Annotated in this window: 19 protein-coding genes; 7 read left to right on the forward strand and 12 right to left on the reverse strand. The window is 35.6% G+C overall.

Features of this window, described 5'->3' with window-relative positions:
• Positions 1-172: 172 nt before the first annotated feature.
• Positions 173-706 (forward strand): hypothetical protein, encoded by a 534-nt coding sequence (locus ACODST_RS00530; RefSeq protein ID WP_488930163.1) that lies wholly within the window; start codon positions 173-175, stop codon positions 704-706.
• Between the two features lie 24 nt (positions 707-730).
• Here the strand turns inward: ACODST_RS00530 and ACODST_RS00535 are convergent, their stop codons facing one another.
• Together ACODST_RS00535 and ACODST_RS00540 are read right to left on the reverse strand one after the other, a co-directional pair.
• Positions 731-1,363 carry a hypothetical protein gene (locus ACODST_RS00535; protein ID WP_488930164.1) on the reverse strand — a complete coding sequence of 211 codons (633 nt, stop codon included), beginning with the start codon at positions 1,361-1,363 and terminating at the stop codon, positions 731-733.
• 11 nt (positions 1,364-1,374) lie between these two features.
• On the reverse strand, positions 1,375-1,818 hold the full coding sequence (locus ACODST_RS00540; protein WP_488930165.1) for a nucleoside deaminase: 444 nt from the start codon (positions 1,816-1,818) through the stop codon (positions 1,375-1,377).
• A 62-nt stretch (positions 1,819-1,880) separates the two neighbouring features.
• On the opposite strand from ACODST_RS00540, the gene ACODST_RS00545 reads away from it, so the two are divergent.
• From ACODST_RS00545 to ACODST_RS00560, 4 genes are all read left to right on the forward strand, one after another.
• The gene (locus ACODST_RS00545; RefSeq protein ID WP_488930166.1) at positions 1,881-2,714 is read left to right on the forward strand and encodes an energy transducer TonB; all 834 of its coding nucleotides are present in this window, start codon (positions 1,881-1,883) and stop codon (positions 2,712-2,714) included.
• Positions 2,714-3,580 (forward strand): energy transducer TonB, encoded by an 867-nt coding sequence (locus ACODST_RS00550; RefSeq protein WP_488930167.1) that lies wholly within the window; start codon positions 2,714-2,716, stop codon positions 3,578-3,580. Before ACODST_RS00545 ends, ACODST_RS00550 begins: the two co-directional genes overlap by 1 nt.
• A 63-nt stretch (positions 3,581-3,643) precedes the next feature.
• Complete coding sequence (locus ACODST_RS00555) at positions 3,644-5,431, forward strand: 1-deoxy-D-xylulose-5-phosphate synthase (RefSeq protein ID WP_488930168.1); 1,788 nt, start codon at positions 3,644-3,646, stop codon at positions 5,429-5,431.
• A 32-nt stretch (positions 5,432-5,463) separates the two neighbouring features.
• Entirely contained in the window at positions 5,464-6,465 is a 1,002-nt protein-coding gene (locus ACODST_RS00560; protein WP_488930169.1) for a DUF3078 domain-containing protein, read from the forward strand.
• 101 nt (positions 6,466-6,566) lie between these two features.
• Here the strand turns inward: ACODST_RS00560 and ACODST_RS00565 are convergent, their stop codons facing one another.
• From ACODST_RS00565 to ACODST_RS00575, 3 genes are all read right to left on the reverse strand, one after another.
• On the reverse strand, positions 6,567-7,913 hold the full coding sequence (locus ACODST_RS00565; protein WP_488930170.1) for a deoxyguanosinetriphosphate triphosphohydrolase: 1,347 nt from the start codon (positions 7,911-7,913) through the stop codon (positions 6,567-6,569).
• A 490-nt stretch (positions 7,914-8,403) separates the two neighbouring features.
• A complete protein-coding gene (locus ACODST_RS00570) occupies positions 8,404-8,991 on the reverse strand; it encodes an outer membrane beta-barrel protein (protein ID WP_488930171.1) in 588 nt (195 codons plus the stop codon).
• 202 nt (positions 8,992-9,193) lie between these two features.
• The gene (locus ACODST_RS00575) at positions 9,194-9,775 is read right to left on the reverse strand and encodes an outer membrane beta-barrel protein (RefSeq protein WP_488930172.1); all 582 of its coding nucleotides are present in this window, start codon (positions 9,773-9,775) and stop codon (positions 9,194-9,196) included.
• Between the two features lie 148 nt (positions 9,776-9,923).
• Here ACODST_RS00575 and gldA point away from each other — a divergent pair, with 148 nt between their 5' ends.
• Complete coding sequence (gene gldA, locus ACODST_RS00580; RefSeq protein WP_488930173.1) at positions 9,924-10,820, forward strand: gliding motility-associated ABC transporter ATP-binding subunit GldA; 897 nt, start codon at positions 9,924-9,926, stop codon at positions 10,818-10,820.
• A 409-nt stretch (positions 10,821-11,229) separates the two neighbouring features.
• Complete coding sequence (locus tag ACODST_RS00585) at positions 11,230-13,347, forward strand: TonB-dependent receptor domain-containing protein (RefSeq protein ID WP_488930174.1); 2,118 nt, start codon at positions 11,230-11,232, stop codon at positions 13,345-13,347.
• Positions 13,348-13,433: 86 nt separating this feature from the next.
• On the opposite strand, the gene ACODST_RS00590 is transcribed toward ACODST_RS00585, so the two are convergent.
• From ACODST_RS00590 to ACODST_RS00620, 7 genes are all read right to left on the reverse strand, one after another.
• Positions 13,434-14,582: a PepSY-associated TM helix domain-containing protein gene (locus ACODST_RS00590; protein WP_488930175.1), complete on the reverse strand. Its 1,149-nt coding sequence runs from the start codon at positions 14,580-14,582 to the stop codon at positions 13,434-13,436.
• A gap of 5 nt (positions 14,583-14,587) precedes the next feature.
• A complete protein-coding gene (locus tag ACODST_RS00595; RefSeq protein WP_488930176.1) occupies positions 14,588-15,790 on the reverse strand; it encodes a PepSY-associated TM helix domain-containing protein in 1,203 nt (400 codons plus the stop codon).
• A gap of 104 nt (positions 15,791-15,894) precedes the next feature.
• Positions 15,895-17,172 carry a DUF4374 domain-containing protein gene (locus ACODST_RS00600; RefSeq protein WP_488930177.1) on the reverse strand — a complete coding sequence of 426 codons (1,278 nt, stop codon included), beginning with the start codon at positions 17,170-17,172 and terminating at the stop codon, positions 15,895-15,897.
• Positions 17,173-17,240: 68 nt separating this feature from the next.
• Complete coding sequence (locus tag ACODST_RS00605; RefSeq protein ID WP_488930178.1) at positions 17,241-19,589, reverse strand: TonB-dependent receptor; 2,349 nt, start codon at positions 19,587-19,589, stop codon at positions 17,241-17,243.
• A gap of 298 nt (positions 19,590-19,887) precedes the next feature.
• Positions 19,888-21,285, reverse strand: a complete 1,398-nt coding sequence (locus tag ACODST_RS00610) for a pyridoxal phosphate-dependent decarboxylase family protein (protein WP_488930179.1) — start codon at positions 21,283-21,285, stop codon at positions 19,888-19,890.
• A gap of 138 nt (positions 21,286-21,423) precedes the next feature.
• On the reverse strand, positions 21,424-22,647 hold the full coding sequence (locus ACODST_RS00615; RefSeq protein ID WP_488930180.1) for a dicarboxylate/amino acid:cation symporter: 1,224 nt from the start codon (positions 22,645-22,647) through the stop codon (positions 21,424-21,426).
• 145 nt (positions 22,648-22,792) lie between these two features.
• Complete coding sequence (locus ACODST_RS00620) at positions 22,793-23,446, reverse strand: class I SAM-dependent methyltransferase (RefSeq protein WP_488930181.1); 654 nt, start codon at positions 23,444-23,446, stop codon at positions 22,793-22,795.
• Positions 23,447-23,455: the final 9 nt, after the last annotated feature.

The raw sequence follows: 23,455 nt of genomic DNA on the forward strand, positions 1-23,455 counted from the left end.
ACTATTAATGCCATAACAGCAAAAACCAAATTAAATTATTATAAAAGTAAACTATTTTCTAAATCTTTTAAGAGGAAAATTCTCTAGTACTGGTTATTTAACTTTTGTTGAAGTTTTAGGGTATTTGATAAAATAAAAAATAATATATTTCTCACTTTTTAAAACATATAAAATGGCAGCCAATTCTCAAAAATATTCTTCTGAAAATGAATTCATTATAAAAAACAAAAATGTAATTGTATATCTATTAGGGGTAATCTCTTTTGTTATTCTGATTGCTTTTACAGATTATTATATTTTACCTTCTTCAAATACTAACGATGTAATTACTGATTACTTTGTTCGAACTTCCGGAAAATCCAAACAAAAAGTTTCCTATCATTATTTTACTCACAAAGGATTTACCTTTTCAACAACTAAAGAGTATATTGAAGAAAATAATATTAAAATCGAAACTTCTCCATTACTCAAGTCTGTAACAAAGATAAAGTCCAAAACAAAAGACTACACCGATTTGCTTTCCAGCGGCTTAAGCATTAACGGGATTCAATTCTACACTTGCCTTGTTTTACTGCTTTCACTAGGAATAAGTATAAAAATACTGCTTTCAAAAAAAGGCTTTTCTGAAAACACATTTTACAATATTGTTTGTTTTAATTGCTTTATGATATTTATTTGTATTTATCTGGGAGGATATTTGTTTTAGGCAGAATGTTTTTTATTTAAAACTTTAAAATTCCGTTCCCAGTTTTGACAATACCTTATCCAATTCTGTAAAATGTTCCTGACTTGCTGACGAATAAAAGAGCTGATTATTACTCATGACAATAATTACCTCATCATCATGATTGCCATAGAAACTAACCCCTTCTATCCATTGTGTAAAAGAAACGCCTTTATTTTTATAATTTTCAGCAATAAAGGTTAAATCTTTATCTTCTATTTCATAAAAACATTCAGCGGTATATTCCAAAGCAAAACCAGCCTGAAGAAAAGCCATAGCTTCAAAGAAATCCATTAAAGTTTCGGTTTCTTTTTTCCACTCTTTATCATCATAACTTATATAAACGGGAGGATTCGGGGTTGACAAATCATCCCTATGAATTCCCCAGACACAAACTCTTTGATTTTCGCAATAAAAAATCAAATAGTCATTATGTTTAAAATATTGAAATTGGTCTGGTTTATTTAAAGAATCCTGAGTATTATTTAGATTTTCGATTTTACCTAATTGGCTATAATAATCAACAAAAACTTTCGGAAGATTTCCAAAAATATCTTTTACAGTCTTAAGTTCATTTTCTGTGAACCCATTAGATTCAGTAATACCAAAAAGCTTTTTTATTGCTGAAAAGTCCGTCATAATTTCGGTATTTATTTTCTTCTTTCCAGAAAAAAACGTTTCATTAAATCAGCCGCTTCGTAAGCCATTACGCCCGAAACCACAGTAGTTTTTGGGTGCAGTTTGGTTCCCATGTTTATAAAACCACGCTGTTCGTCTCTCGCACCAAAAACAATTTTAGAAATCTGGCTCCAGTACAAAGCACCTGCACACATCTGGCAGGGTTCAAGTGTTACGTAAAGCGTACAATCTTTTAGATATTTCCCGCCAAGAAAATTTGCGGCCGCAGTTATGGACTGCATTTCGGCATGAGCCGTAACATCATTCAGCAGTTCTGTTAAGTTATGGCTTCTTGCAATTACTTTATCAGCAACGACAATGACAGCCCCGACAGGAATTTCGCCTTTTTCAAAAGCTTCTTCGGCTTCCTGTAAAGCCTTTTTCATAAAATATTCGTCGGTAAAAGGATTTTCCATAACTGCAAAAATAGGATTTTTACAACGTATTTTTTATTACATTTAATTTTTGATATTTGAATATGGAAAGAAATTATAAAATCAGCATTCCGGAACCTTGTCACGAAGACTGGAACAAAATGACGCCGGCTGAAAACGGCCGTTTCTGCATGAGCTGTTCAAAAACGGTTGTTGACTTTACATCGATGCTGCCGGAAGAAATTCAGCATTTTTTCATTCAAAATCAAGGTAATAAAATTTGCGGAAGATTTAAAAGTGAACAATTAGATTCGATAATAATTCAGATTCCAAGCCAGGTATTATATACACAAACCAGCTATTATAAAATTTTTGTTCTTGCAATGTTCATTTGTATGGGAACAACTCTGTTTAGCTGTTCTGATAAAGATGGAAATAAGAGTAGTATTAATAAGATCGAGATTGTTAATAATACTGATCAAAATCAGGATGAAAGCGAAGCATTACCCGCATGTTACGGACATCAGATCGAATCGAAAAAAGTAAACTCAAAAAAAACTCAGGAGAGAATTGTGATGGGAATGCCTGTTCCTCCTAATTCTATTCAAACAGGAAATTTTCACTACGACATTATTTATGATACTGCTGATTTGGATGTTTTACCTGTTCCTGAAAGCGGACAAAAAAAATTCTATGATTTTTTTACTGAACATTACACTGCTCCTAAGGAAACAGAAAAATTTCGGGGAAAAATCTATATTTTATTCGTTGTAGAAAAAGACGGCAGTTTAAGCAATTTTAATATTGTGAAAGGTACACCTCAAAAAATTGGGGAAGAAGCTGTTAAAGTTTTAAAAAAGACTCCAAACTGGATTCCCGGAAAATTCAAAAACAAAATTGTACGTTCGTCGTATTTTTTAGCTCTTACAATTAAATAATGGACAAAAAATATAAAATAACCCTTCCCGAACCTTGTCGGGAAGACTGGAATAAAATGACGCCGGCTGAAAACGGACGTTTCTGCATGAGCTGTTCAAAAACGGTTGTTGACTTTACATCGATGCTGCCGGAAGAAATTCAGCATTTTTTTGCGCAGAATCAAAACCATAAAATCTGCGGCAGATTTAGAAAATCACAGCTGGATACTATAACCATTCAAATTCCTAATCAGGTGTTTTACACACAAACTAATTATTATAAAATGTTTCTGCTCGCTTTATTTACAGTGATGGGAACTTCATTGTTCAGCTGTCAGAATAAAGACGGGCAAAAACAGAAAATTGACAAAGTAGAAGTTGTAAAAGATACAACAGCCGAAGTCATTTCAGTTGGAGAAGTCCCCTTTGATCCAAATGATTCTGCTCATGCTGTTTTACCGCCGCCGCCGCCGCCGCCAAAAACAGATCAGGTTAAATTTGTTAAAAATCCAGTAACTAACACAAAAGAAGAAAAGCCTGCTGCTAAATCAAATTCTAAAAAAACAGCAGAGGAACCCGTTTATAACGGTGGAACTGCCATTGAAACCAATGCAGAATTCCCGGGCGGTATTGATCAGTTTTACACTTTTTTTGCAAAGGAATTTAAAAAACCTGAAGAATCGGGAATTTACAAACTCAAAATAAACCTCTCTTTTGCGGTAGAAAAAAATGGTTCCGTATCTTTTCTTCAGTCTGTACCGGCTATTGACAAACCTCTGGAAGATGAAATTATCCGGGTTTTAAATTCATGTCCCAAATGGCAGCCCGGAGAAATTAATGGCAAAAAAGTAAAGAGACAGTATTCCCTGCCAATCGTACTGCAGTAGAGATTATGCAAATATCCCGCTGATAAAAAATTTAAAAACCGTAAATTTGCTTTTTACCTTACAATGAAAAGCGATTTACTTTCCCACATATATAATCCAGCCGATTTACGTCTGCTTCAGGAACAACAGCTTCCTCAGATTGCACAGGAATTACGTCAGTTTATTATTGATGTGGTTTCGGTAAAAGAAGGTCATTTAGGTGCCAGTCTGGGGGTAATTGAACTGACCATTGCCCTGCATTATGTTTTTAATACTCCGGATGATTTACTAGTTTGGGACGTTGGACATCAGGCGTACGGTCATAAAATCTTAACCGAAAGAAGGGAAAATTTCCACACGAACAGACAGCTTGGCGGTATTTCGGGTTTTCCAAAACGGGACGAAAGTATTTACGATACTTTTGGTGTCGGGCACTCTTCTACTTCTATTTCTGCAGCACTCGGAATGGCTATTGCTTCCAGACTGAAAGGTGATTTTGAAAAGGAACATATTGCCGTAATTGGCGACGCTTCTATTGCCAGCGGAATGGCTTTTGAAGGTTTGAATCATGCCGGGGTCACTGATGCTAATATTCTGGTAATTTTAAACGATAATGCTATCGGAATTGATCCCAGTGTAGGGGCTTTAAAAAAGTACCTGACAGCTGTTAAAAACGGGAAAAACCCAAAACAAAACAATATTATAAAGTCGCTGAATTTTGATTATTCGGGGCCAATTGACGGACATGATTTTCCGACTTTAATCAAAGAACTCAACCGGTTAAAAAAGATAAAAGGCCCTAAATTCCTGCATATAGTAACCACAAAGGGAAAGGGGTTACAGCAGGCCGAAGAAAATCAGGTGAAATATCATGCTCCTGGAAAATTTGATGCTTCGACCGGAGAAATCCATTCCAGACCGGAAGAAAATCTTCCGCCTAAATTTCAGGATGTTTTTGGTCTGACTATTTTAGATTTAGCCAAAAAGAATGAAAAAATTATTGGAATCACACCGGCAATGCCATCAGGAAGTTCATTAAAATTTATGATGGAAGAACTGCCTGAACGTGCTTTTGACGTGGGAATTGCAGAACAGCATGCCGTAACCCTTGCTGCCGGAATGGCAACTCAGGGCATGATAGTGTACTGCAATATTTATTCTACTTTTTTACAGCGTGCCTACGATCAGGTGATACACGATGTGGCATTACAGAATTTACCTGTAATTTTCTGTCTTGACAGGGCCGGATTAGTGGGCGAAGACGGTGCGACTCATCATGGTGTTTTTGATATTTCGTACCTGCGTTCTATTCCCAATATGATCATCTATGCGCCAATTAATGAAAAAGCACTTCAAAACATTCTCTATACCGCCCAATCAGGCCTGAATAATCCTATTGCAATCCGGTATCCAAGAGGCCGCGGAGTTCTTGAAAACTGGGAAGTAGAAAATTTCGGACAATACGAAAAAATTAAAATCGGTGAAGCTGAATGCTTAAAAAAAGGTACTAAAACTGCCGTTTTATCAACCGGAACAATCGGAAATAATGTAATTACAGCCCTGAAACAATGTCCTAATTCAGAGGAAATTGCGCATTATGACTTTCCATTCATTAAACCACTCGACATCAATGTATTACAACATATTTTTTCAACATACGAAAGCATAATAACGATCGAAGACGGAGCCCAAAAAGGCGGTTTCGGAAGTGCCGTTTTAGAGTTTGGGGCATCGCATAATTTTAAAAACAGTATCCAGGTTTTGGGCATTCCCGACGAATTTATTGAACACGGAAGCGTTACGGAGCTGCAACAATTGTGTAAAATCGACGTTAAAAGTTTAATAAATCTTTTTTCTAACGGCACAAAATAATTATTTTGCGGCACCTAAAAAAAACAAATCTAATGAAATTATTACGTTCTATCTTTTTATTATTATTCCTGTTATCTGCCTCAAATAACTTCGCCCAGATCATACAGACGACTTTGAGTCCGAATCAGGCGCCAAAACCTCCTTCTAATTGGTCAAAAAAGAATCAGCTGGGTTTTGATATTTCCGAAATTGCTTTTGTGAACTGGAGTGCCGGGGGAACAAGCTCTATTTCGGGTTTATTTAAAGGAGAATTTGGAAGAACTTATGTAAAGAAAAACCATAAATGGGTAAACGAACTTATCGTAAAATATGGTCTAAATAAACAAGACGGAACAGAGTTAAGAAAAACTGACGACGCTGTCCAGTTTAACTCGACTTACGGGTTTAGAAAAGATACGGCATCAAACTGGTACTACTCTTCAAAATTAAATTTCAACACTCAGTTTACAAACGGTTATAATTATCCTAACAGAGATGTTGCTATCTCTAAACCTTTTGCTCCTGCCTATATCTTTCTGGGAGCCGGAGCGGAGAATGCTAATAAAGCTAAAAACAGGGTATTTTATTTCTCTCCTATCACATTAAAAACTACTTTAGTATTAGACCAATATCTTGCTAATCAGGGTTCTTTCGGGGTTAAGAAAGCGGTGTATGCACCGGATCCGCTGGATCCAAACAACCAGATTATGGTTCAGGAAGGGCAAAAAGTAAAAGCGGAGTTTGGTATTCTTTTCACGGGATATATGAAAAACGAAATCTATAAAAACGTTTTTTATGAAAACAGGCTGAGTTTATATACGGACTATTTAAACCGATTCGGGAATGTCGACATTGATTATGACACCCGCTTAGATCTGGTTGTAAATGCTTATGTAAAAGCGAATATTGGGGTGCATCTGGTATATGACGATGATATTAAAACGAAAAAAGATGTTGTTGATCCTGCTACCGGAACTACTTCACAGGTGAACGACGGACCACGAATGCAGTTAAGGCAGGTATTGGGAGTAGGTCTTGTTTATGCTTTCCAGTAATTAAAAATATTACTTACCTAACGTTCTGTTCAGAGAACATTATAAAAAAGGCTTTTTAGAAAATTTTCTAAAAAGCCTTTTTTATGTTTCAGTGTTATTATTTAACTCTTTTTTCTCCCCTGGATCATTTCATATAATTCTAAGGCATTCCCGTCTGTTAAAAGCGAAACATAATGACAAATATGCAGCAGACGTTCGTATAAATTTTCTTTTTCTAAATGGTGTTTTTCCGGCAGCATTTTCAGGATCAGTTTATCGTAATTGGATGCCGTTCCTTCGTATTTGTTATTAAATGCAGTAATAAACTTATCCAGTAAAGTCTGGATGATCTGATAGCCTACGATTTCTTTTTCGATTACTTCACGGCTTTGATAAATTTTATCAACACTTAATTTGATAATATCATCCATCTGTGCTTTGTACTTGCTTTTTTCTGTTAAAGCAAAAGGAAAGTTTCCGCTCAGAATGGCTTCTTCATTTTCAATAAAAACATCAACAGCATCATTAATTAAAGCGCCAATTGCCAGAGCACGTAAATAACTTATACGGTCTTCTTTGGTTTCCAGCAAATTGTACTTTTCAATTCCGATATTGTCTTTTACCAGCTTAATTAAATATTCTAAGGCGTAATCTTCAGAAACCAGCCCCAGATTAATTCCGTCTTCAAAATCAATAATGGTATAACAAATATCATCTGCTGCTTCCACCAGATAGGCCAGCGGATGTCTTTCAAAACCAATATCACCGTCGGTTTTATTCGGGATTAATCCCATATCATCGGCAACTTCTTCAAAAAATGATTTGTCTGCCTGAAAGAAACCGTACTTTTTATCTGCAATATTACTGGTTGGCTTTTTCGGAAGGCTTTCTTTTGGATATTTCATAAATGCACCCAAAGTAGCATATGAAATTCTAAGTCCGCCTTCGATTCCCGGACGGCTTGCTGTTAATACCGAAAACCCGTTTGCATTTCCTTCAAAATCTATTAAATCCTGCCATTGTTTGGCTGTTAATTTGTCTTTGTATTTTAATCCTTTTCCGCTTGAAAAATACTCTCCGATTGCTTTTTCACCCGAATGTCCAAAAGGCGGGTTCCCAATATCATGCGCTAAAGATGCCGCAGCAACAATAGCACCGAAATCGTTCATATGATAACCGTGAACTTCTTTTAAATACGGGTATTTTTCAATAATTTTTTTTCCAACCAAACGTCCTAATGATCTTCCTACCACCGAAACTTCCAGACTGTGTGTTAAACGGGTATGAACGAAATCTGTTTTGGAAAGCGGAATTACCTGGGTTTTATCCTGTAAAGACCTAAAGGCCGCCGAAAATATAATTCGGTCATAATCGACTTCAAAACCTAATCGGGTATCATCTTGTTCTGCACGTAATCTTTTAATTGTATCTCCCTGTCGTTTTAATGATAAAAGTTGTTCCCAGTTCATTTTTGAATTTTAGATTTCTGATTTTAGACTTTAGATTTTTCATCTAAACGTCAAAAATACGTTTTATTTTAGGATAAAAACAGGCAATAGATTAAGTTTTATTCACCACGAATTCACGAATTATTGCAAAGCATTTCGTTTAAAATAATACATGAATTCCTGACTAGAAAAAAATCAAAACTCCAAAGCCGTACTATGCTTAATTTCACCCATCACAAAAATACTATTTGTATTCCCAATGTTTTCTATGGTTGAAAGTTTTTTCATAAGTTTACTAAAAATCAAAAAATCGAATTGTTTTTTGAAGCAGAAAATTTTCATTTTCAGAATTGTGTTCTGTCCCGCTATTCACTATATCTTTTCCTGACCGAAAAAGTCAGAAAAAGGATGCCGTTTCTATCGGGGCTAAGCAATATGTTTTAGTTTTCATAAATTTCCGTACAAAAAAAGCACCTCAACAGAGGTGCTTTATAAAATATACCTTTTAAGTCTAAAAGTTTTTAGAAATTCCGATACTAACCGTTTTACCAAAGTTGAAGTAAAAAGAGTTTTCATCTGCATGAACAGCATCATAATTGACAGTTCTGTAACCTAATCCGCCAATACTGAAATTTAATCCAAAGCCTTTTTTCATATTGATAAAAAGAGCCGGGGTCAGGTCTGTGTAAATACCGTCTGTTTTGCTTTCTGAAATAAGCAGCCCGTTCTGGTAATTTTTTCCTTTACCATTGTGAAAACCTGCTCCCAAATCGGCAAAAACAGAAAAGGTATCGCTCAACGGCATTGTATAACGTACAAATGCACCTGCCTGAAAGGTGTTGTATTTTGACTCGTCTGTTTCTGTTCCGGCAGTTTGTTTTGAAGATGAAATCCCAAATTCTACTCCTGCAGTCCAGTGCTCGTGAAACTGATAACCGGCTTTGGGAGAAAAATCAAAGGTGTGTGAATTTGAATCCGATAATTCGCTGTTGAAATTTTTGGAAGTATATTCGATACTTCCGCCAACTAAAATGGTTCCCTTTTGGGCATTTGCAAAGCCAAAAACGGACAAAGCAAGAATAAGTAACATGTTTTTCATAGGTAAATAATTTATTAAGTTTTCACATATGATCAACAACAAAAATACCAATCCCCTGCTGTCATCTGTTTCGTAACAATTACTTAAAAACAGCCTGCTTTCAGGGATTCAAAAATGAATAAACCTTAAAAAAAATGTTAAGATAAAAAAAAGCATCCGCCGCGGCGGATGCTTTCTGAAATTGAATTTACAAAACTAAAGATTAGAAGTTTTTAGAAATTCCAATATTAAATGTCTGACCAAAGTTGAAGTAGAAATTACTGTAATCAGGTCCGTTATTATCAAAACTTAATGTTTCATATCCTAAACCTCCAATACTGAAGTTTAAACCGAAACCTTTTTTCATATTGATGAAAAGAGCCGGAGTTACACCTACATACAGACCGTCTGCTTTAGATTTTGACTCTAATAATCCATTTTCGTAGCTCTTAACTTTTTGATTCTGGAAACCAGCTCCCATATCTGCAAAAACAGCAAAAGTCTGACTTAACGGAACAGAGTAACGAACAAAAGCTCCAGCTTTGAATCCATTGATTTTTTCTTCGTCACCAATGAAACCGCTTTTTGAAGAAGCAACTGTAAATTCACCTCCAACAGTCCAGTTATCGTGAAACTGGTAACCTACTTTAGGAGAGAAAGTAAATTCATTTGTTTTGGCTTCAGTAAATCTGTACTCGCTTTTTTCAGAAGAGTATCCAATGTTACCTCCTACTAAGATGGTTCCTTTTTGAGCGTTTGCGAAACTGCAGACAGCTAATGCAGCCATCACTAGAAATTTTTTCATAATTTGGGTTTATTTTAATTTTAGCATTCCTTTAACAATAACAATGCCGTGAATTCAGGGCTTTCCAATTTTTATTTATACTTACTTTAAACGGCAAATTGTAGTAATCGAAGCTATTTCTGTTTACTTTTGTAGCAAATAAAAAGTCATGTCGATAGAAGTAAACAGTATATCAAAAAGTTACGGAGAGCAAAAAGCTTTAAATGAAATTTCTTTTAAAATTGAGAAAGGAGAAATCGTTGGATTTCTGGGGCCAAACGGTGCCGGAAAATCTACTTTAATGAAAATTTTGACCACTTATTTACTTGCCGACAGCGGCTCAGCCCTTGTAAATGGTCATGATGTCATGACAATCCCAAAAGCGGTCCAGCAGTCCATAGGCTATTTACCGGAGCACAATCCTTTGTATCTTGATTTGTATGTCCGTGAGTATTTGGCTTTTAATGCTGATGTTTATAAGGTGTCGAAATCAAGAATTGAAGAAGTTATTCAACTGACAGGACTGACACCGGAAAGCCATAAAAAAATTGGCCAGCTCTCTAAAGGATACCGCCAGCGTGTAGGACTTGCCAACGCTTTACTGCACAATCCCGACGTTTTAATTCTGGACGAACCTACTACGGGACTGGATCCTAATCAGTTAATGGAAATTCGAAATGTGATCAAAAATATTGGTAAAGACAAGACTATTTTTTTATCAACACATATTATGCAGGAAGTAGAGGCTATCTGCGATCGTGTCATTATTATTGACAAAGGACAAATAGTTGCCGACAATAAACTGGACCATCTGGTTGCCGACAATAAAGAGCAAATCATTGAAGTTGAGTTTGATTATAAAGTCGAAGAACAGCTTTTAGCTAAACTGGAAAACATTTCTTCCTACATCAACACACATGACATGACCTGGGAGCTGACTTTTGTAACTGACAAAGACATGCGTCCGGCAATTTTTGACTTTGCCAATGAAAACGGATTAAAAACTTTACAGTTAAATCAGAAAAATAAAAATCTGGAAGCAGTCTTCAGGGAAATTACAAAATAAGTTTTTCCATTTTTTCCTGATACCTATTGGGAATGTGTTACCGTTTTAAAACCAGTTTATTCTTTTTACGGGAATAAACTGGTTTTCTTTTTTAGAAAATTTCTTATTTCTTCGCTAATCTTCGTTTTATAAAAAAAAGCTGTTACCTTCTCTTTATCAAACGATTAGATTTTTTTTGGGTAAATTTTAACTATTTTTATTTAGACTTGTTATAAATAGTGTTATATTTGCCAACACAAACTTAATAATACCACATAATGTCATCTTTATTCGCCCATATAAAAAACTTCTTCTTATCCATTTTAAACCGTACCGTGAGTTTTCGCAAAAAACTATCGGATAAAATTGAACAAATCGTTTTACCTTAAAAAAATACGCCTGTTTACAAAATTAAAAGCCCAAAAACGACATGAAGAATATTTTAACCTCAATTATGCTGGCATTTTCCGTCTATTCCTATTCCCAAACAGAGCAGGAAAATGACAGTATAGTTGAGACCTCTATTAATGTTTTAGATGAAATTGTAATTACAAAAAAGAAAGTCTTGTATACTCAAAAATCAGATCGTCTTGTTTTTAATGTCGAAAACAGTATTGTTTCCGAAGGAGGAACGGCACTCGATGTTTTGTCCCGTGCTCCCGGCGTCGTGGTTTCGCAGGACGGCGATTTATCGATTCGCGGGCAGCAGGGTGTTGCGGTCATGATAAATGGAAAACTGACACAGCTTTCGCAGAAAGAACTGGCCAATTACTTAAAATCGACAACTTCATCCAATATCAAACAAATTGAAGTAATTACCAATCCTTCTTCTAAATATGATGCTGCCGGAAAAGCCGGAATCATTAATATCATCCTGAAAAAACCAAGCAATTCAGGTCTAAAAGGAACTGCTTTTACCAGTTATGCAAGAGGCCGTAAGAACAGAACCAATTCCGGACTAAACCTGAGTTACAACAAAAACAAACTGGGCTTTTACGGAAATTACAGCTATACTTTCAGAGGCGAAGAGGAACGCAAAGAGTTTAACCAGATTCAGTATACTGATCAGACCCGCCAGCAGATTGCAACAACAAACCATCAGACTTCTGTTACTGATGAGCCGCTCACGTCTAACAATTTTAAAATTGGTACACAGTATGAAATCTCCTCAAAAACAAATATCGAAGCTTATGCAGATGCTAAAATAGGACGTTACGAAAACAGGGCCGACGGAACCAATACGGTATTAAATGCCATGAACCAGCCGCAGTTTGATGCCCTGACGTATAATGACAGCAGAGAAAAATGGTTTGATTACACCTATGCTTTTTCGGGAATTCATAAGTTTAATAACGAAGGAAAAAATATGGCTTTTGATTTTGAGTATGAAACCTCAAAATTCAGATCCAATCAGTTTCAGAGCGCCGATGATTTTTCTAATACAACCAATATTAACGACCGCAGAGGATATATTCCTTCTCAGTTAAGGGTATTTACAGGAAAAGTAGATTTTACCAATCCGTTAAAAGAAAAACAAACTCTGGAGTGGGGATTTAAAGGCAGTATTAAAAACAATGATAATCCATCAGTTTATGAATATTTCGACAATAATTCGTGGGTAATCGATGCCAATTCGACGAATCATTTTGAATATAAAGAACAGATCTATGCCGCCTATGCGAATTACAAATACCGAATTGGTGATTTTAATCTTCAGGGAGGATTACGAACAGAATATACAGCCATTAACATCCTGCAGAAAACACTGAATGAAGAACATAAGGACGATTATTTAAAATGGTTCCCAAGTCTTTCATTAAAGTATGATTTCACCAGCAGTCATGCTGCACATATTTCATACAGTAAACGAATCAACAGACCAAGTCAGTTTGACCTGAACCCGTTCCGTTTTTATGATGATGCTTTTAATTATTCTCAGGGAAATCCAAATCTGGTTCCTGAAATTACACATACAGCAGAAATTGGATATGCCTGGAAAAATGCCTTTATGGCTTCGCTGTATTTCAATACAACCAAAGATGTTTTTACAGAAGTTTACAATTATGATCCGGACACTAATATTACGGTAACCACGCAGGTCAATATTTCAAAATCGTATAATTACGGGCTTAACATTACACATACTGCCGACCCTACTAAATACTGGTCTGTAAACACTCTTTTTAATGTTTTCGAAAACCGCTTTATGGGAAATGTGCTGAACTCTTCTACCATTACCCCTGTTACAACGGTTAATCTGAATGTACAGAATTCGTTTACCATAAACGAAAACCTAAAAGCAGAGGCCAATGCAAGATACCAGTCTAAATCGAATCTGGGCGTTTATCAAAGAGATGGCTTTTTTGATTTGAGCATCGGGGTTTCGAAACAGGTACTGGCCGGAAAAGGAAATTTTAAACTGAACTTTACCGATGTACTGAATACGAATAACTTTTACATAAACTCAGTAGTGGGGCAAACTGCAATAAACAAACGATACGACCTGGATAATCGTATTGCCACGCTGGCGTTTACTTATAGAATTTAATCATCCCTTGAAACTTGTTTTTTTGTTTTTTATTTTTTTTTGAAAAAAGAGCCTGCTGATTTCAGCAGGCTCTTTGGTTTTATGACTTATTTTTTGCTTTTCTTTCGTCCCCACCAGATGTAAAATCCGGTAATAGGTAAACTGGCACAAATTAAACTGGCTATAAAATAAATTATTTTAGTGTAAATACCTCCTATTGCGCCAACATGCAGACTATAATTGGAACGCCTCATCCAGTCATGAAACTTTTCATCGCCAATATATTTTCTGGAATCAGGAAGCATTTCTAAGGTTTTCCGGTCAAAATACAAATCTCTCCAGTTTCCGTTATACATATCGGTACAGGCGTAAAAATTATCTTTAGGTTCATCCGGAAAATGAATAATTACAGCTTCTTTATTCTGTTTCGCAATTTCTTTTCGGACCTTATTAAAGATCAGGTCCGACGAGGTAAGTATATCGTATTTAGGCTTTAAAAGTGTATCTTTTAGAGGCGCTGCAGCGATCTCTTTCTTTTCTTTTTCATTACTAAAACCTCCTGTAATCCAGTAGGTGCTTTCACGAACCCAATGAAAACTCATGATTAAACCAGTCAGTGCAATTAAAGCAGCCAAAACAAGTGAATAAAAACCCAAAACATTATGCAGATCATAATTAATACGTTTGAATTTAGCCTTCCATTTGATTTTAAAACTGCTGTTAAAAGTTGTTTTATTCCACTTTTTAGGAAACCATAAAATCAGACCGCTGATTAAAAGAAAAAAGAAAATCAAAGTAGCCCAGGAAGTTATGATGGTGCCTGTTTCGCGGCCCAGCCATACATAACGATGCCCTTCATCAATTTCATGAAAAAAATCTTCATGGTCTACCATTCCGGTAATTTTGCCATTGTACGGATTTACATACACCAAAGTATCAGAATCAATATCTACTTTTATGGTTTTATCCAGACCGTTGTACCATAAACCATGAATGTCTTTTTCGGGCAGTGCTTTTTTTACGGAAGCATAAATTACAGAAGGCGGTAAAACTTTTTCCGGACTTTGTGCTTCAACCTTCAGCCAGGGCGATGTGAGTTCTCTTATTTCCTGTTCAAAAACCAGAATACATCCGGTAATTCCCATTATAAAAACAACAATTCCGGAGGCCAGTCCCAGCCATAAATGCAGCCAGGCGTTTATTTTACTAAATCGGGATTTGCTTTTAGACTTAGATTTTTCTTTATTATTCATCATTCTGTTTATTTTTTAATGCTTTTTTTCTTCCCCCACTTTCGGTTGTACCAAATTATAAATCCGGTAATGGGCAGACTGGCTCCAATGAGGGCCGCACAAAAAGCAAGTACTTTTCCGGGAAAACCTAAGATAGATCCTATATGAATATCGTAATTCAGTTTTCTCAGTTTTCCTCCAAAACCTGCTTCCTCATAACTTTTGGCATCGAGTCCGTCATCTGTGATACGTTTTGCCGTATGCTGATCGAAATAATAAAAATTGGCATTATAAAATTGTCCTCTTGTTGGATAGGCCATCATATAAATCGCTTCTTTGGCTTTTGTAGTATCCGGAAAGCGATAATAGAATCCCTGAGCTCCCGGATTATCGGCGATTACTTTTTTCCAGGAAGCGTCCATTATTTCCTTTACAGTGCCGTATTTTCCTTTTTGTAAAGAATCAGACTGTCGTTCTTTCCATTCAACCAGTTTTTCGCCTCCCGAAGTAGTCCAGTACAATCCTCTGCTGTACCATTCAATACCCCAAACCATTCCTGTTAGTGCTATGGCAAGTAAAAACAATAAGGAATAAAAACCTAAAACGTTATGAAGATCAATGTTTACACGTTTCCAGCTGGCACTCCATTTAATTTTAAAACTTTTTTCTCTTGTGGTTTTATTCCATTTTTTAGGATACCACCAGATTAGTCCTGTGATTAGCAGAATTACGAAAACCAGGGTCGCATAATTGACAATCGGTCTTCCAATTTCCCATGGCAGCCATAAAAAACGGTGTCCTTTTAAGATCCAGTTAAAAAATACAAATTCGTCTTTCTGATGGGTCTCTGCCTTTACAATCTTACCGCTGTAGGGATTTAATTTTAAAGTATAACGCTCTTTGTCTTCCCATTGGCCTATTCCAACATCGATAGTTCTTCCCTGCTTAAAAATAGCCGATTCTACTTTTTTATGGGGATATTTTTTGACCGCAATATCCATTATTTCCGATGGAGTCAAAAGAGCTTTGTTTTCTGTTTTGGTATTGCCTTCCGGATCGGTTAATGCTGTTATTTCCTCGTTAAAAACCCAAATACAGGCCGTTACACAAACTACAAATACAATGGTTCCCGAAATAAGGCCCAGCCATAAATGCAGCCAGTCATTGACTTTACGAAAAGCTGATTTTGATTTATTGCTTTTATTTGGGATCTGTTTTTTGGTAAAAGTCATGATTTACAATATTTACATCCGATAAAAATGTCTGTTAGTAAAAAAACCATACAATCAATACCCCAGGGCAGTGATTATATGGTTTAAGAAATTTTAAAAAAAAATTATTTTGCTGTTGTCGCAGGTGTTGTATGTGTTAATTTAGTGATAGCAGATATATCTACTCCTCCCCCTGTTACCAATGCTCCTTTTGTTGCGACACCGGTAGTCAGGTCAATTTTATATACACGAACCTCATCATTTGTTTTAAATGCTTTATAAGCTTTTCCGTCTTCTACATATAAACTTCCAATTCCAAAATAATTATCTCCCGCGTGGTCTGGCAGTCCAGTTACTTTTGTTATGGTTTTTGTAGGTAAGTCTATAATAGCAGATTTAAACTTGTAAGAAACATGGTTTAAGAATCCCCAAAGCGCTGTATCTTCAGCAGTTGGAATATAAACAACATATGCTTTTTCTCCTCCAATAGGATAAGCTGCGATTACTTTTCCGCCCAATGAACTTGATTCTGTTTCAAAGAAATAGTTTGCATCAAATTCTGATGCTCCTTTGTTTATACGAAGAATTCCTGATTTTTTATCTGCTTCAGGAGTTTTGTAACCTGCAGAAAGAGCATTAGAAGAAAAAGTATACACATTTCCTGAGTCGGTACGGATCACCCCTGTACCTGTATAATACATACCGGCAGCTGTAGTACGGGTATCTTCAATTCTTTTTACAAAAGTTAATGACGGGTAATCATATACTCTGATATATGCTTTATCCTGAACCATATTCCAGTCTTTATCTCTGTTGAAAACAGAAACATAAATTTTACCATCGCTTACCGTTACAGCTGTAGGGAAATCAAAACGTCCTGTTTCAGTTTGAAAATCATTGAATTTACGGGCTGTAATAGCTTGTTTTTCCGGGTCGTAAACGATTAACTCATTATCTGTTGATGTTCCGTCCCAGGATGCTCCAATAATTAATAGCTTATCATCATCAGTAACACCATAAGCAAAAGAGGACTCAATAAAAATACGGTTTCCTGCTACTAACTGGCTGGCGGCATTTAAGTAAAAAGGCGCTGCACCTGTTGCCTCGGTATCAAGAGCAAACAAGGTATTGGCAACCGGTACATAAGATCCTCCCTGTTCAATACCTTTACCTGTCATATCAATTGTTCCTGACATTAATTGCTCTAATGAATCAAATGCCCATAAATAGTTAGCGTTCCAGGTTTCTGTCCAGTATCCCAGTACATATTTACTCACTACGATTGGTTCCGGAGTCTCTACTTCTGGTTCTTCCTCTTTTGGAGCGTCGTCACTGCTGCATGAAAATAGCGTAACTGAAAACAGCATTATAGCTAACAGGTTTTTAATTTTAAATGTTTTCATAATTGTGTATTTAATTAATTAACATCTGCTGAAAAAAGCAGATTTGAATTGAGTTATTTATAATTCGATTACATTAAGAAGTATCTCAGTTTAACTGTGAAAGAACGTCCCGGTTTTTGCACCATAAAGTAATCGTATAATCTTTCGTTCGTAATGTTACGGCATTCAAAAGCCACATTGTATCGGCCATTTTTAAGCGAATAAGCCAGCGAAGCAGAGTAAAAAAGCTGTTCCGGAATTTCCTTTTTGTATTCTGGCGCTCCTAATGAAGGATAATTTAGATAATATCCGTCTGAATAATTGGCGAACACATTTACAGAGAACAGATCCTGTGTATATTTTAAATTTCTGAAATAGAGTCCTAAGTCAGCATTACCATACAAAATAGGAACATTAGGCAGTTGTTTTTTATACAGATAGTTAATCTGATTAGTCCCATACTCTCCGTTTGGATTCATGTCTACTGTTTTTTGGTAAGTTGCATTTACCTGAAAAGTCAGCCAGTCTTTGTATCCGTAATTAAAAACTCCGTCTAACCCTGTAACACGTACATTGGTTTTATTTACGGACATACTGTGTGTTCCTACCGCTGTAGGCTGAATAAAGTCTTTGGCTTCCCTGTAAATAAAACTTCCCTGCAATTCGAAAGAGTGAGCATTGTAACCTTTTTTATAACCAAAACCGACATTAAAATTATCACTGCTTTCCGGTTTCAGACTTGGATTTGGATCAACTAATAATCCGTCTCCTAACAATTCAATTGGAGACTGAAGTCTGTAAGCATGCTCATAAGACGCTTTTAACTGCAGTTCTTCAGGAATTATAAAATAAGCTGTGGCAATACCGTAACCAATATCATTAAAAGAACTAGTCTCTGTACCTTCTGTTTTAGAAACTTTTGATTTTAAATCATACATTTTACCAAATGTATTTACGGTCAGACGCTTTTCCAGAGCGCTTAAATTATAAGCCACACCAAGAAAGTTTTTAATTAAATACGGTTTTACCTGTACATCATCTGTACGGTATTCATCATCCTGTTCTCTTTTGTATCCCAGATAAGTATAATTAAGTGAAAAAGAGTTATTCTCATTTACATCATATTTAAAATTGGCATTACTCTGCAATGACTTAACATCAAACACCATTATAGACTTTTTATCCGGGTTCACTTCTCCCCCGCTTGCGTAGTTTTTAACTTTTGGAATTCCGGACCAGTCATATCTAGCAGATGACGTATCTATCTTTCTTTCTTCAGCAATATTATAAGACATGGCTAAATTTGCACTCAGATTCTTTACAAACAAATTGGTCTTTTTGTATTTTAAAGAGGTTACTATATTTTTACTTTCTGTAAAGGCATCCCCAATAACGGCATACATAGTAGCCCCCTGCTGAATTTCTTTTTTATTGGCACTTCCAGCAACTCCCACGAGCAAATAGTCGGCATAACTTTTATCTTTCACACCTGCTTCGGCCATAACAGTTCCCTGCTTATAACCATCGTGAAAATGTTTGAGCTCCTGCTCAGGTCCAAATACTCCAGAAAAAGAATCCGGAATTTTTGCATTAATCGTATAACTGTTATCCGAATAATTCAGAAAAGCATTGATGTTGGCAACGATACCATTTTGAGTAGTAAAACGGGTATTTACCGCTGCTTTATGGGTATTAAATGAACCAAAACTATAAGAAGCATCAACAAATTTTTTAGCTGCTTTATTGGTTATAATATTAACGGCTCCTCCAATAGCATCTCCCCCAAGTTCAATAGGAACAACCCCTTTGTAAACTTCAATACGTTCTGCCATAGTTACCGGAATATTATTCAGTGTAAAAGAAGATCCGTAATTATCCATTGGAATTCCATCCAGAAAAAACTTAACCTGATCCCCGGAAAAACCATTTAATGTAAATTTAAATTCTGATCCCATTCCTCCGCTTTCCCTTACACGAACACCAGTAGTTCGGTTTAAAACCTGATTCAGGTCGGCAGAAGTGTTGTAAAGCTGTTTCAAATCAACAGCTGTAATATTAAATGCTTCTTCACGGACACGCTGTACTTTTGATTTTCCTTTTACCTGTACCTCGTCTAAAGAAGCCATATCTTCTTCAATAGTAATGCTTGTAATTGTTTTAGACTGATCTAAGTTTATCCTGGTTTGTTTAGGTTTGAAACCAACATAACTTACTGATAAAGTATACGTACCCGGAGCAGCACTAATTTCATATTTTCCTTCGGCATTCGTTAATGTCGAATATGCTGTTCCTTTTAAAGCTACCGAAACTCCTTCAAGAGGCTGTCCGTTGTTTCCTAATACGACACCATTTAAAACAACTTTGTTATTTTGCGAAAATCCCTGCTGTAGTGAAGTAAAGAAAATGAATAACAGTACTACTATTCTATTGACCTGCATTATTATTTAGAATTAGTTTAAATTAAATTTGTCGCAAAATTAACATCACTAATCAGGTTTAACAAATTATTTTTAATTATTCTAAATAATTTTATCAATCCATATAAAAAATGGTTTTCCAATAAAAAAAAGAAAAAATCTTAAGATTTTCTTAATGTTAGATTAAAATAACATTAAAATATAAAATCACTTTATTGCGATTTCAGAATTAAGTTTTATAAAAAAACTTACAAAAAACAAAAAATCCTGCCTTATAAGCAGGATTTTCTAATAAAGACCGTTTTATTCTGAAATTAAATTATTCTAATAGTGATTTCATCTCCTCTATCACAATTTTAATATCTTCCTCGGTTGTTCTCCAGTTTACAAATGAAGCACGAATACCTTTTTTATTCTGATAGAAAGTCGGTGTCATAAATACTTTTCCGGTATCATTCAGCTCCGTTAAAAATGCAGCCACTTTGTCCTGATTTTCATTTCCTTTTAAAGTAAAACAAACATTGTTTAATCGGATTGGTGCTAAAAGTTCAAATCTACCATCATCAACTAACGCATTTCCAAAATGAAGCGCCAATAATGTACTTTTTTCAATTAAATCCTGAAAACCTTCTTTTCCATAAGCCACCAGAGAAAACCAAACCGGAAGCGCTCTTAAACGGCGTGAATTTTCAGGAACTACATTCAGGTAATTAAAATTTTCCCGAGCATTGCCTAAATAGGGAGCATTTGAATTTTGGAAGGTTTCAATCTGTAAATTAATATGCTCTTTTTGAATCAAATAAAAAGCACTTTCGTAAGGCACATTCAGCCATTTATGACAGTCAATCGTGATACTGTCTGCTTCTTCCCAGCCTTTTACATAATGTTTGTATTTTTCTGAAACCACAGCAAATCCACCAAAAGCACCGTCAATATGCCACCAGAAATTGTATTTTTCTTTTAGTGCTGCAATTGCTTCAAAATCATCAAAATCAGCAGTATTTACGGTTCCGGCACTTGAAATTAAAATGAAAGGTTTTCCATTTAAGGCTTTTATTTTTTCTTCTAAATCTGCAATATCCAAAGCTTCACGATTGCCTTCGATTGTTTTTACAACCGTATAATTCTGGCTTCCGATTCCTAACATTGATAATGATTTCACAGAAGAAGAATGCGGTGTTGCTGTTAAAATATTGATGGTTTCAGAGATTCCGTTTTTAGCAAAGTCTTTTCCAAACTGTTTCCCAAACCATTGTCTGGCAACGGCTAAACTCGTAAAATTGGACATTGTAGCTCCTGTCACAAATCCGCCCAAAAAGGAGTCTGGAAGTTCTAATAACTGAAGCAGCAAATTAATCGTTTCAAATTCAATTAAAGCCGAATTTCCACCTTGCGAAGTTACCGATTGTGTATTTTGATCATAAACTGATGCCAGCCAGTCACCAACAATAGAAGCTGGTGTAGAACCTCCCGTTACAAATCCCCAATAACGAGGTCCTGGAGAAGAAACTAATAAAGGCGCTAATCGTTCTTTAAACTCTTTTAAAGCTTCATCAGAACCTAAACCTAATTCGTTCAAACCGCGTTTTGGATCAATTGTGTTTTTGTTTGAAGTTGGAATAGCATCCAGATTATTCAGGAAATCCATCCCCTGTTGTTTTGCCTTTTCTAAAATATTTTCGAAGTTATCGAGATCGTGTTGTAATATTGAATTCATAGTATAGAGTATTAGATTTCATGCTGGTTGATTCAGATGAAAATAAATTTAATATCATTTTTATTTGAAGAACTGCTGATTTGATCTTCGGCAGATTTTGGAATTTGGAGTTTAAGACTTGGAATTTTTAAAATCTAGCTACCATTTTGTTTTTTCGGAGAATCTTGAAACCATCATAGAACAGATTACGTCGCCGTTGGCATTTAATAAAGTAGCTATTGGGTCAACCAAAGTTCCCAAAATCATAGCAACCGGAAGCGCTTGTTCCATTGGGAAGCCGTAAACTGTTATAGCTAGAATTTCTCCAATATAACCTCCGTTTGGAATTCCGCCTTCGACGATAGAAACGACAACTGTAATTCCTAAAGCGAGAAGAATCGTCATTGGATCTGAAAAATCTTTACCAAACATGGCAAACAAAAAGGTTATTTTTAAGATAGACGACATACTGGAACCGTCTTTATGCAAAGGCGCTCCAAGCGGAATTACTAAATTCCTGACATGTGATGGAATTCCCATTTTTTCTGCTGCGTCCAAATTCGCAGGAATAGTAGCAATACTACTACAGGTTCCTACCGCGGTTAAAGATGGTGTAATATTATTGCTCCAAAAGACTTTAAAAGCTCTTTTTCCGCCAGCGACAAGTGCATATAAACTAAAAAAAACGAAGAAATAAAAAATGCAGGCACCATAATAAACTGCCATTGGTTTTGCATAAACGCCAAATAACTGCGGGCCAAAAATACCAACCTGATAAGCAAAATAAGCTCCTAAACCTATTGGTGCCGATTTCATGATGATGTTCAAAAGCTGTTTCATTACCTCATTTCCTGAGTCCAAAAAACTCTTAAAAGCTTTTCCTTTTTCACCGGATTGTAGTGTAGCAAAACCAACTAAAAAAGAGAAAATAATCAATGCCAGCATGCTTTTTCTGGACAATAATTCGAAGAAATCATTGGCTGTAAGCAGTTTTGCAATTTGATCTCCTGCTGATCCTGAAGCTACTTCTTCAAACGGAACTTTGGCAATTGCTATATCTTCATGTATCGGAAAAAGATAAACGGCGCAAATCATTACAATGGCTGAAATCAAGATTGTAGCCAGAAAAACCAGAATCATGATAACAAACAATTTTCCTAATTTTTCTGTCCGTTCCAAATTAGCAATCGAAGAACCAATCGTGAAAAAAATCAACGGAATAATGGCTGTGAAAAGTAAATTCAGGAAAATATCGCCCAACGGTTTTATAATCAGAACATCTTCTCCAAATACTAACCCGAAAACACTCCCAATTATAATACCGCCAAGAAGCCATAAAATACTGCTGTAATTCTGCAAAAAATTGATTTTCTTAACTTCCATATTGAAGAGAATTATAATTCAGAAAGGTTAATAATAAAGAATGAAAGTACTGAAAAATTTGCGAAGATTTTTTTTGCCACAGATTAAAAAGATTAGAAAGGATTTTTTAATCTGTGTTAATTCGTGTAATCTGTGGCAAAAAAAATTATTTCTCCAGAACAATAGTTGTAAATGCTCTCTCGACCAATTCGCCGGTTTTGCTTTTTACTTCTTCTGTCTGTGTTTCAGTATAAACGATTTTAAAATCTGATTTTTTGATTAATTCCTGCGCTTTTTCGGTACTGTACAATTCAAATTCAAATTGCGTAAAAGGCAGTTTTTTCATAAAATCTTCTTCAGCAAATGTCAGACAGAAATTTCCGTTTGGTTTTAAAACTCTGTAGATTTCCGAAAGCAATTCTTCGGGTTTCTGCCAAAAATAAATGGTATTTACAGTGAAAATCTTATCGAATAATTCATCTTCAAACGGAACTGCGTTTCCATCATAAAGTGAAAAGAAAGCCTGTTTTTGAGAAACAAAATTTCGGTTAATCTGTCGTGCCTCCTGAAACATCAGTTCCGACATTTCCAGTCCGTAATATTTGAGTTTTTCGGCTTGTTCAAACAAAAATTCTACGTGGCCTGCGTTTCCGTGGCCTAGTTCCAGAATTCTGTTTTCATTTGAAATATTTAGATTCAGAATCGAATGTTTGGTCATATTGATGTTCGTTTCGTTCATCATATTTCCCATTTCGATTCCTTTTTCTCCCGATGGATGTTTTAATTGAGAGGCTATGGCTTGTAGTTCTTCTTGTTTCATGATTTTTAA

The sequence above is a fragment of the Flavobacterium sp. FG19 genome (genome assembly GCF_057809475.1).

What these genes read in the sequence shown, in the direction of transcription:
- ACODST_RS00530 (WP_488930163.1), top strand. Translation starts at nt 173, where the DNA reads ATGGCAGCCAATTCTCAAAAATATTCTTCTGAAAATGAATTCATTATA.
- ACODST_RS00535 (WP_488930164.1), bottom strand. Translation starts at nt 1,363, where the DNA reads ATGACGGACTTTTCAGCAATAAAAAAGCTTTTTGGTATTACTGAATCT.
- ACODST_RS00540 (WP_488930165.1), bottom strand. Translation starts at nt 1,818, where the DNA reads ATGGAAAATCCTTTTACCGACGAATATTTTATGAAAAAGGCTTTACAG.
- ACODST_RS00545 (WP_488930166.1), top strand. Translation starts at nt 1,881, where the DNA reads ATGGAAAGAAATTATAAAATCAGCATTCCGGAACCTTGTCACGAAGAC.
- ACODST_RS00550 (WP_488930167.1), top strand. Translation starts at nt 2,714, where the DNA reads ATGGACAAAAAATATAAAATAACCCTTCCCGAACCTTGTCGGGAAGAC.
- ACODST_RS00555 (WP_488930168.1), top strand. Translation starts at nt 3,644, where the DNA reads ATGAAAAGCGATTTACTTTCCCACATATATAATCCAGCCGATTTACGT.
- ACODST_RS00560 (WP_488930169.1), top strand. Translation starts at nt 5,464, where the DNA reads ATGAAATTATTACGTTCTATCTTTTTATTATTATTCCTGTTATCTGCC.
- ACODST_RS00565 (WP_488930170.1), bottom strand. Translation starts at nt 7,913, where the DNA reads ATGAACTGGGAACAACTTTTATCATTAAAACGACAGGGAGATACAATT.
- ACODST_RS00570 (WP_488930171.1), bottom strand. Translation starts at nt 8,991, where the DNA reads ATGAAAAACATGTTACTTATTCTTGCTTTGTCCGTTTTTGGCTTTGCA.
- ACODST_RS00575 (WP_488930172.1), bottom strand. Translation starts at nt 9,775, where the DNA reads ATGAAAAAATTTCTAGTGATGGCTGCATTAGCTGTCTGCAGTTTCGCA.
- gldA (WP_488930173.1), top strand. Translation starts at nt 9,924, where the DNA reads ATGTCGATAGAAGTAAACAGTATATCAAAAAGTTACGGAGAGCAAAAA.
- ACODST_RS00585 (WP_488930174.1), top strand. Translation starts at nt 11,230, where the DNA reads ATGAAGAATATTTTAACCTCAATTATGCTGGCATTTTCCGTCTATTCC.
- ACODST_RS00590 (WP_488930175.1), bottom strand. Translation starts at nt 14,582, where the DNA reads ATGATGAATAATAAAGAAAAATCTAAGTCTAAAAGCAAATCCCGATTT.
- ACODST_RS00595 (WP_488930176.1), bottom strand. Translation starts at nt 15,790, where the DNA reads ATGACTTTTACCAAAAAACAGATCCCAAATAAAAGCAATAAATCAAAA.
- ACODST_RS00600 (WP_488930177.1), bottom strand. Translation starts at nt 17,172, where the DNA reads ATGAAAACATTTAAAATTAAAAACCTGTTAGCTATAATGCTGTTTTCA.
- ACODST_RS00605 (WP_488930178.1), bottom strand. Translation starts at nt 19,589, where the DNA reads ATGCAGGTCAATAGAATAGTAGTACTGTTATTCATTTTCTTTACTTCA.
- ACODST_RS00610 (WP_488930179.1), bottom strand. Translation starts at nt 21,285, where the DNA reads ATGAATTCAATATTACAACACGATCTCGATAACTTCGAAAATATTTTA.
- ACODST_RS00615 (WP_488930180.1), bottom strand. Translation starts at nt 22,647, where the DNA reads ATGGAAGTTAAGAAAATCAATTTTTTGCAGAATTACAGCAGTATTTTA.
- ACODST_RS00620 (WP_488930181.1), bottom strand. Translation starts at nt 23,446, where the DNA reads ATGAAACAAGAAGAACTACAAGCCATAGCCTCTCAATTAAAACATCCA.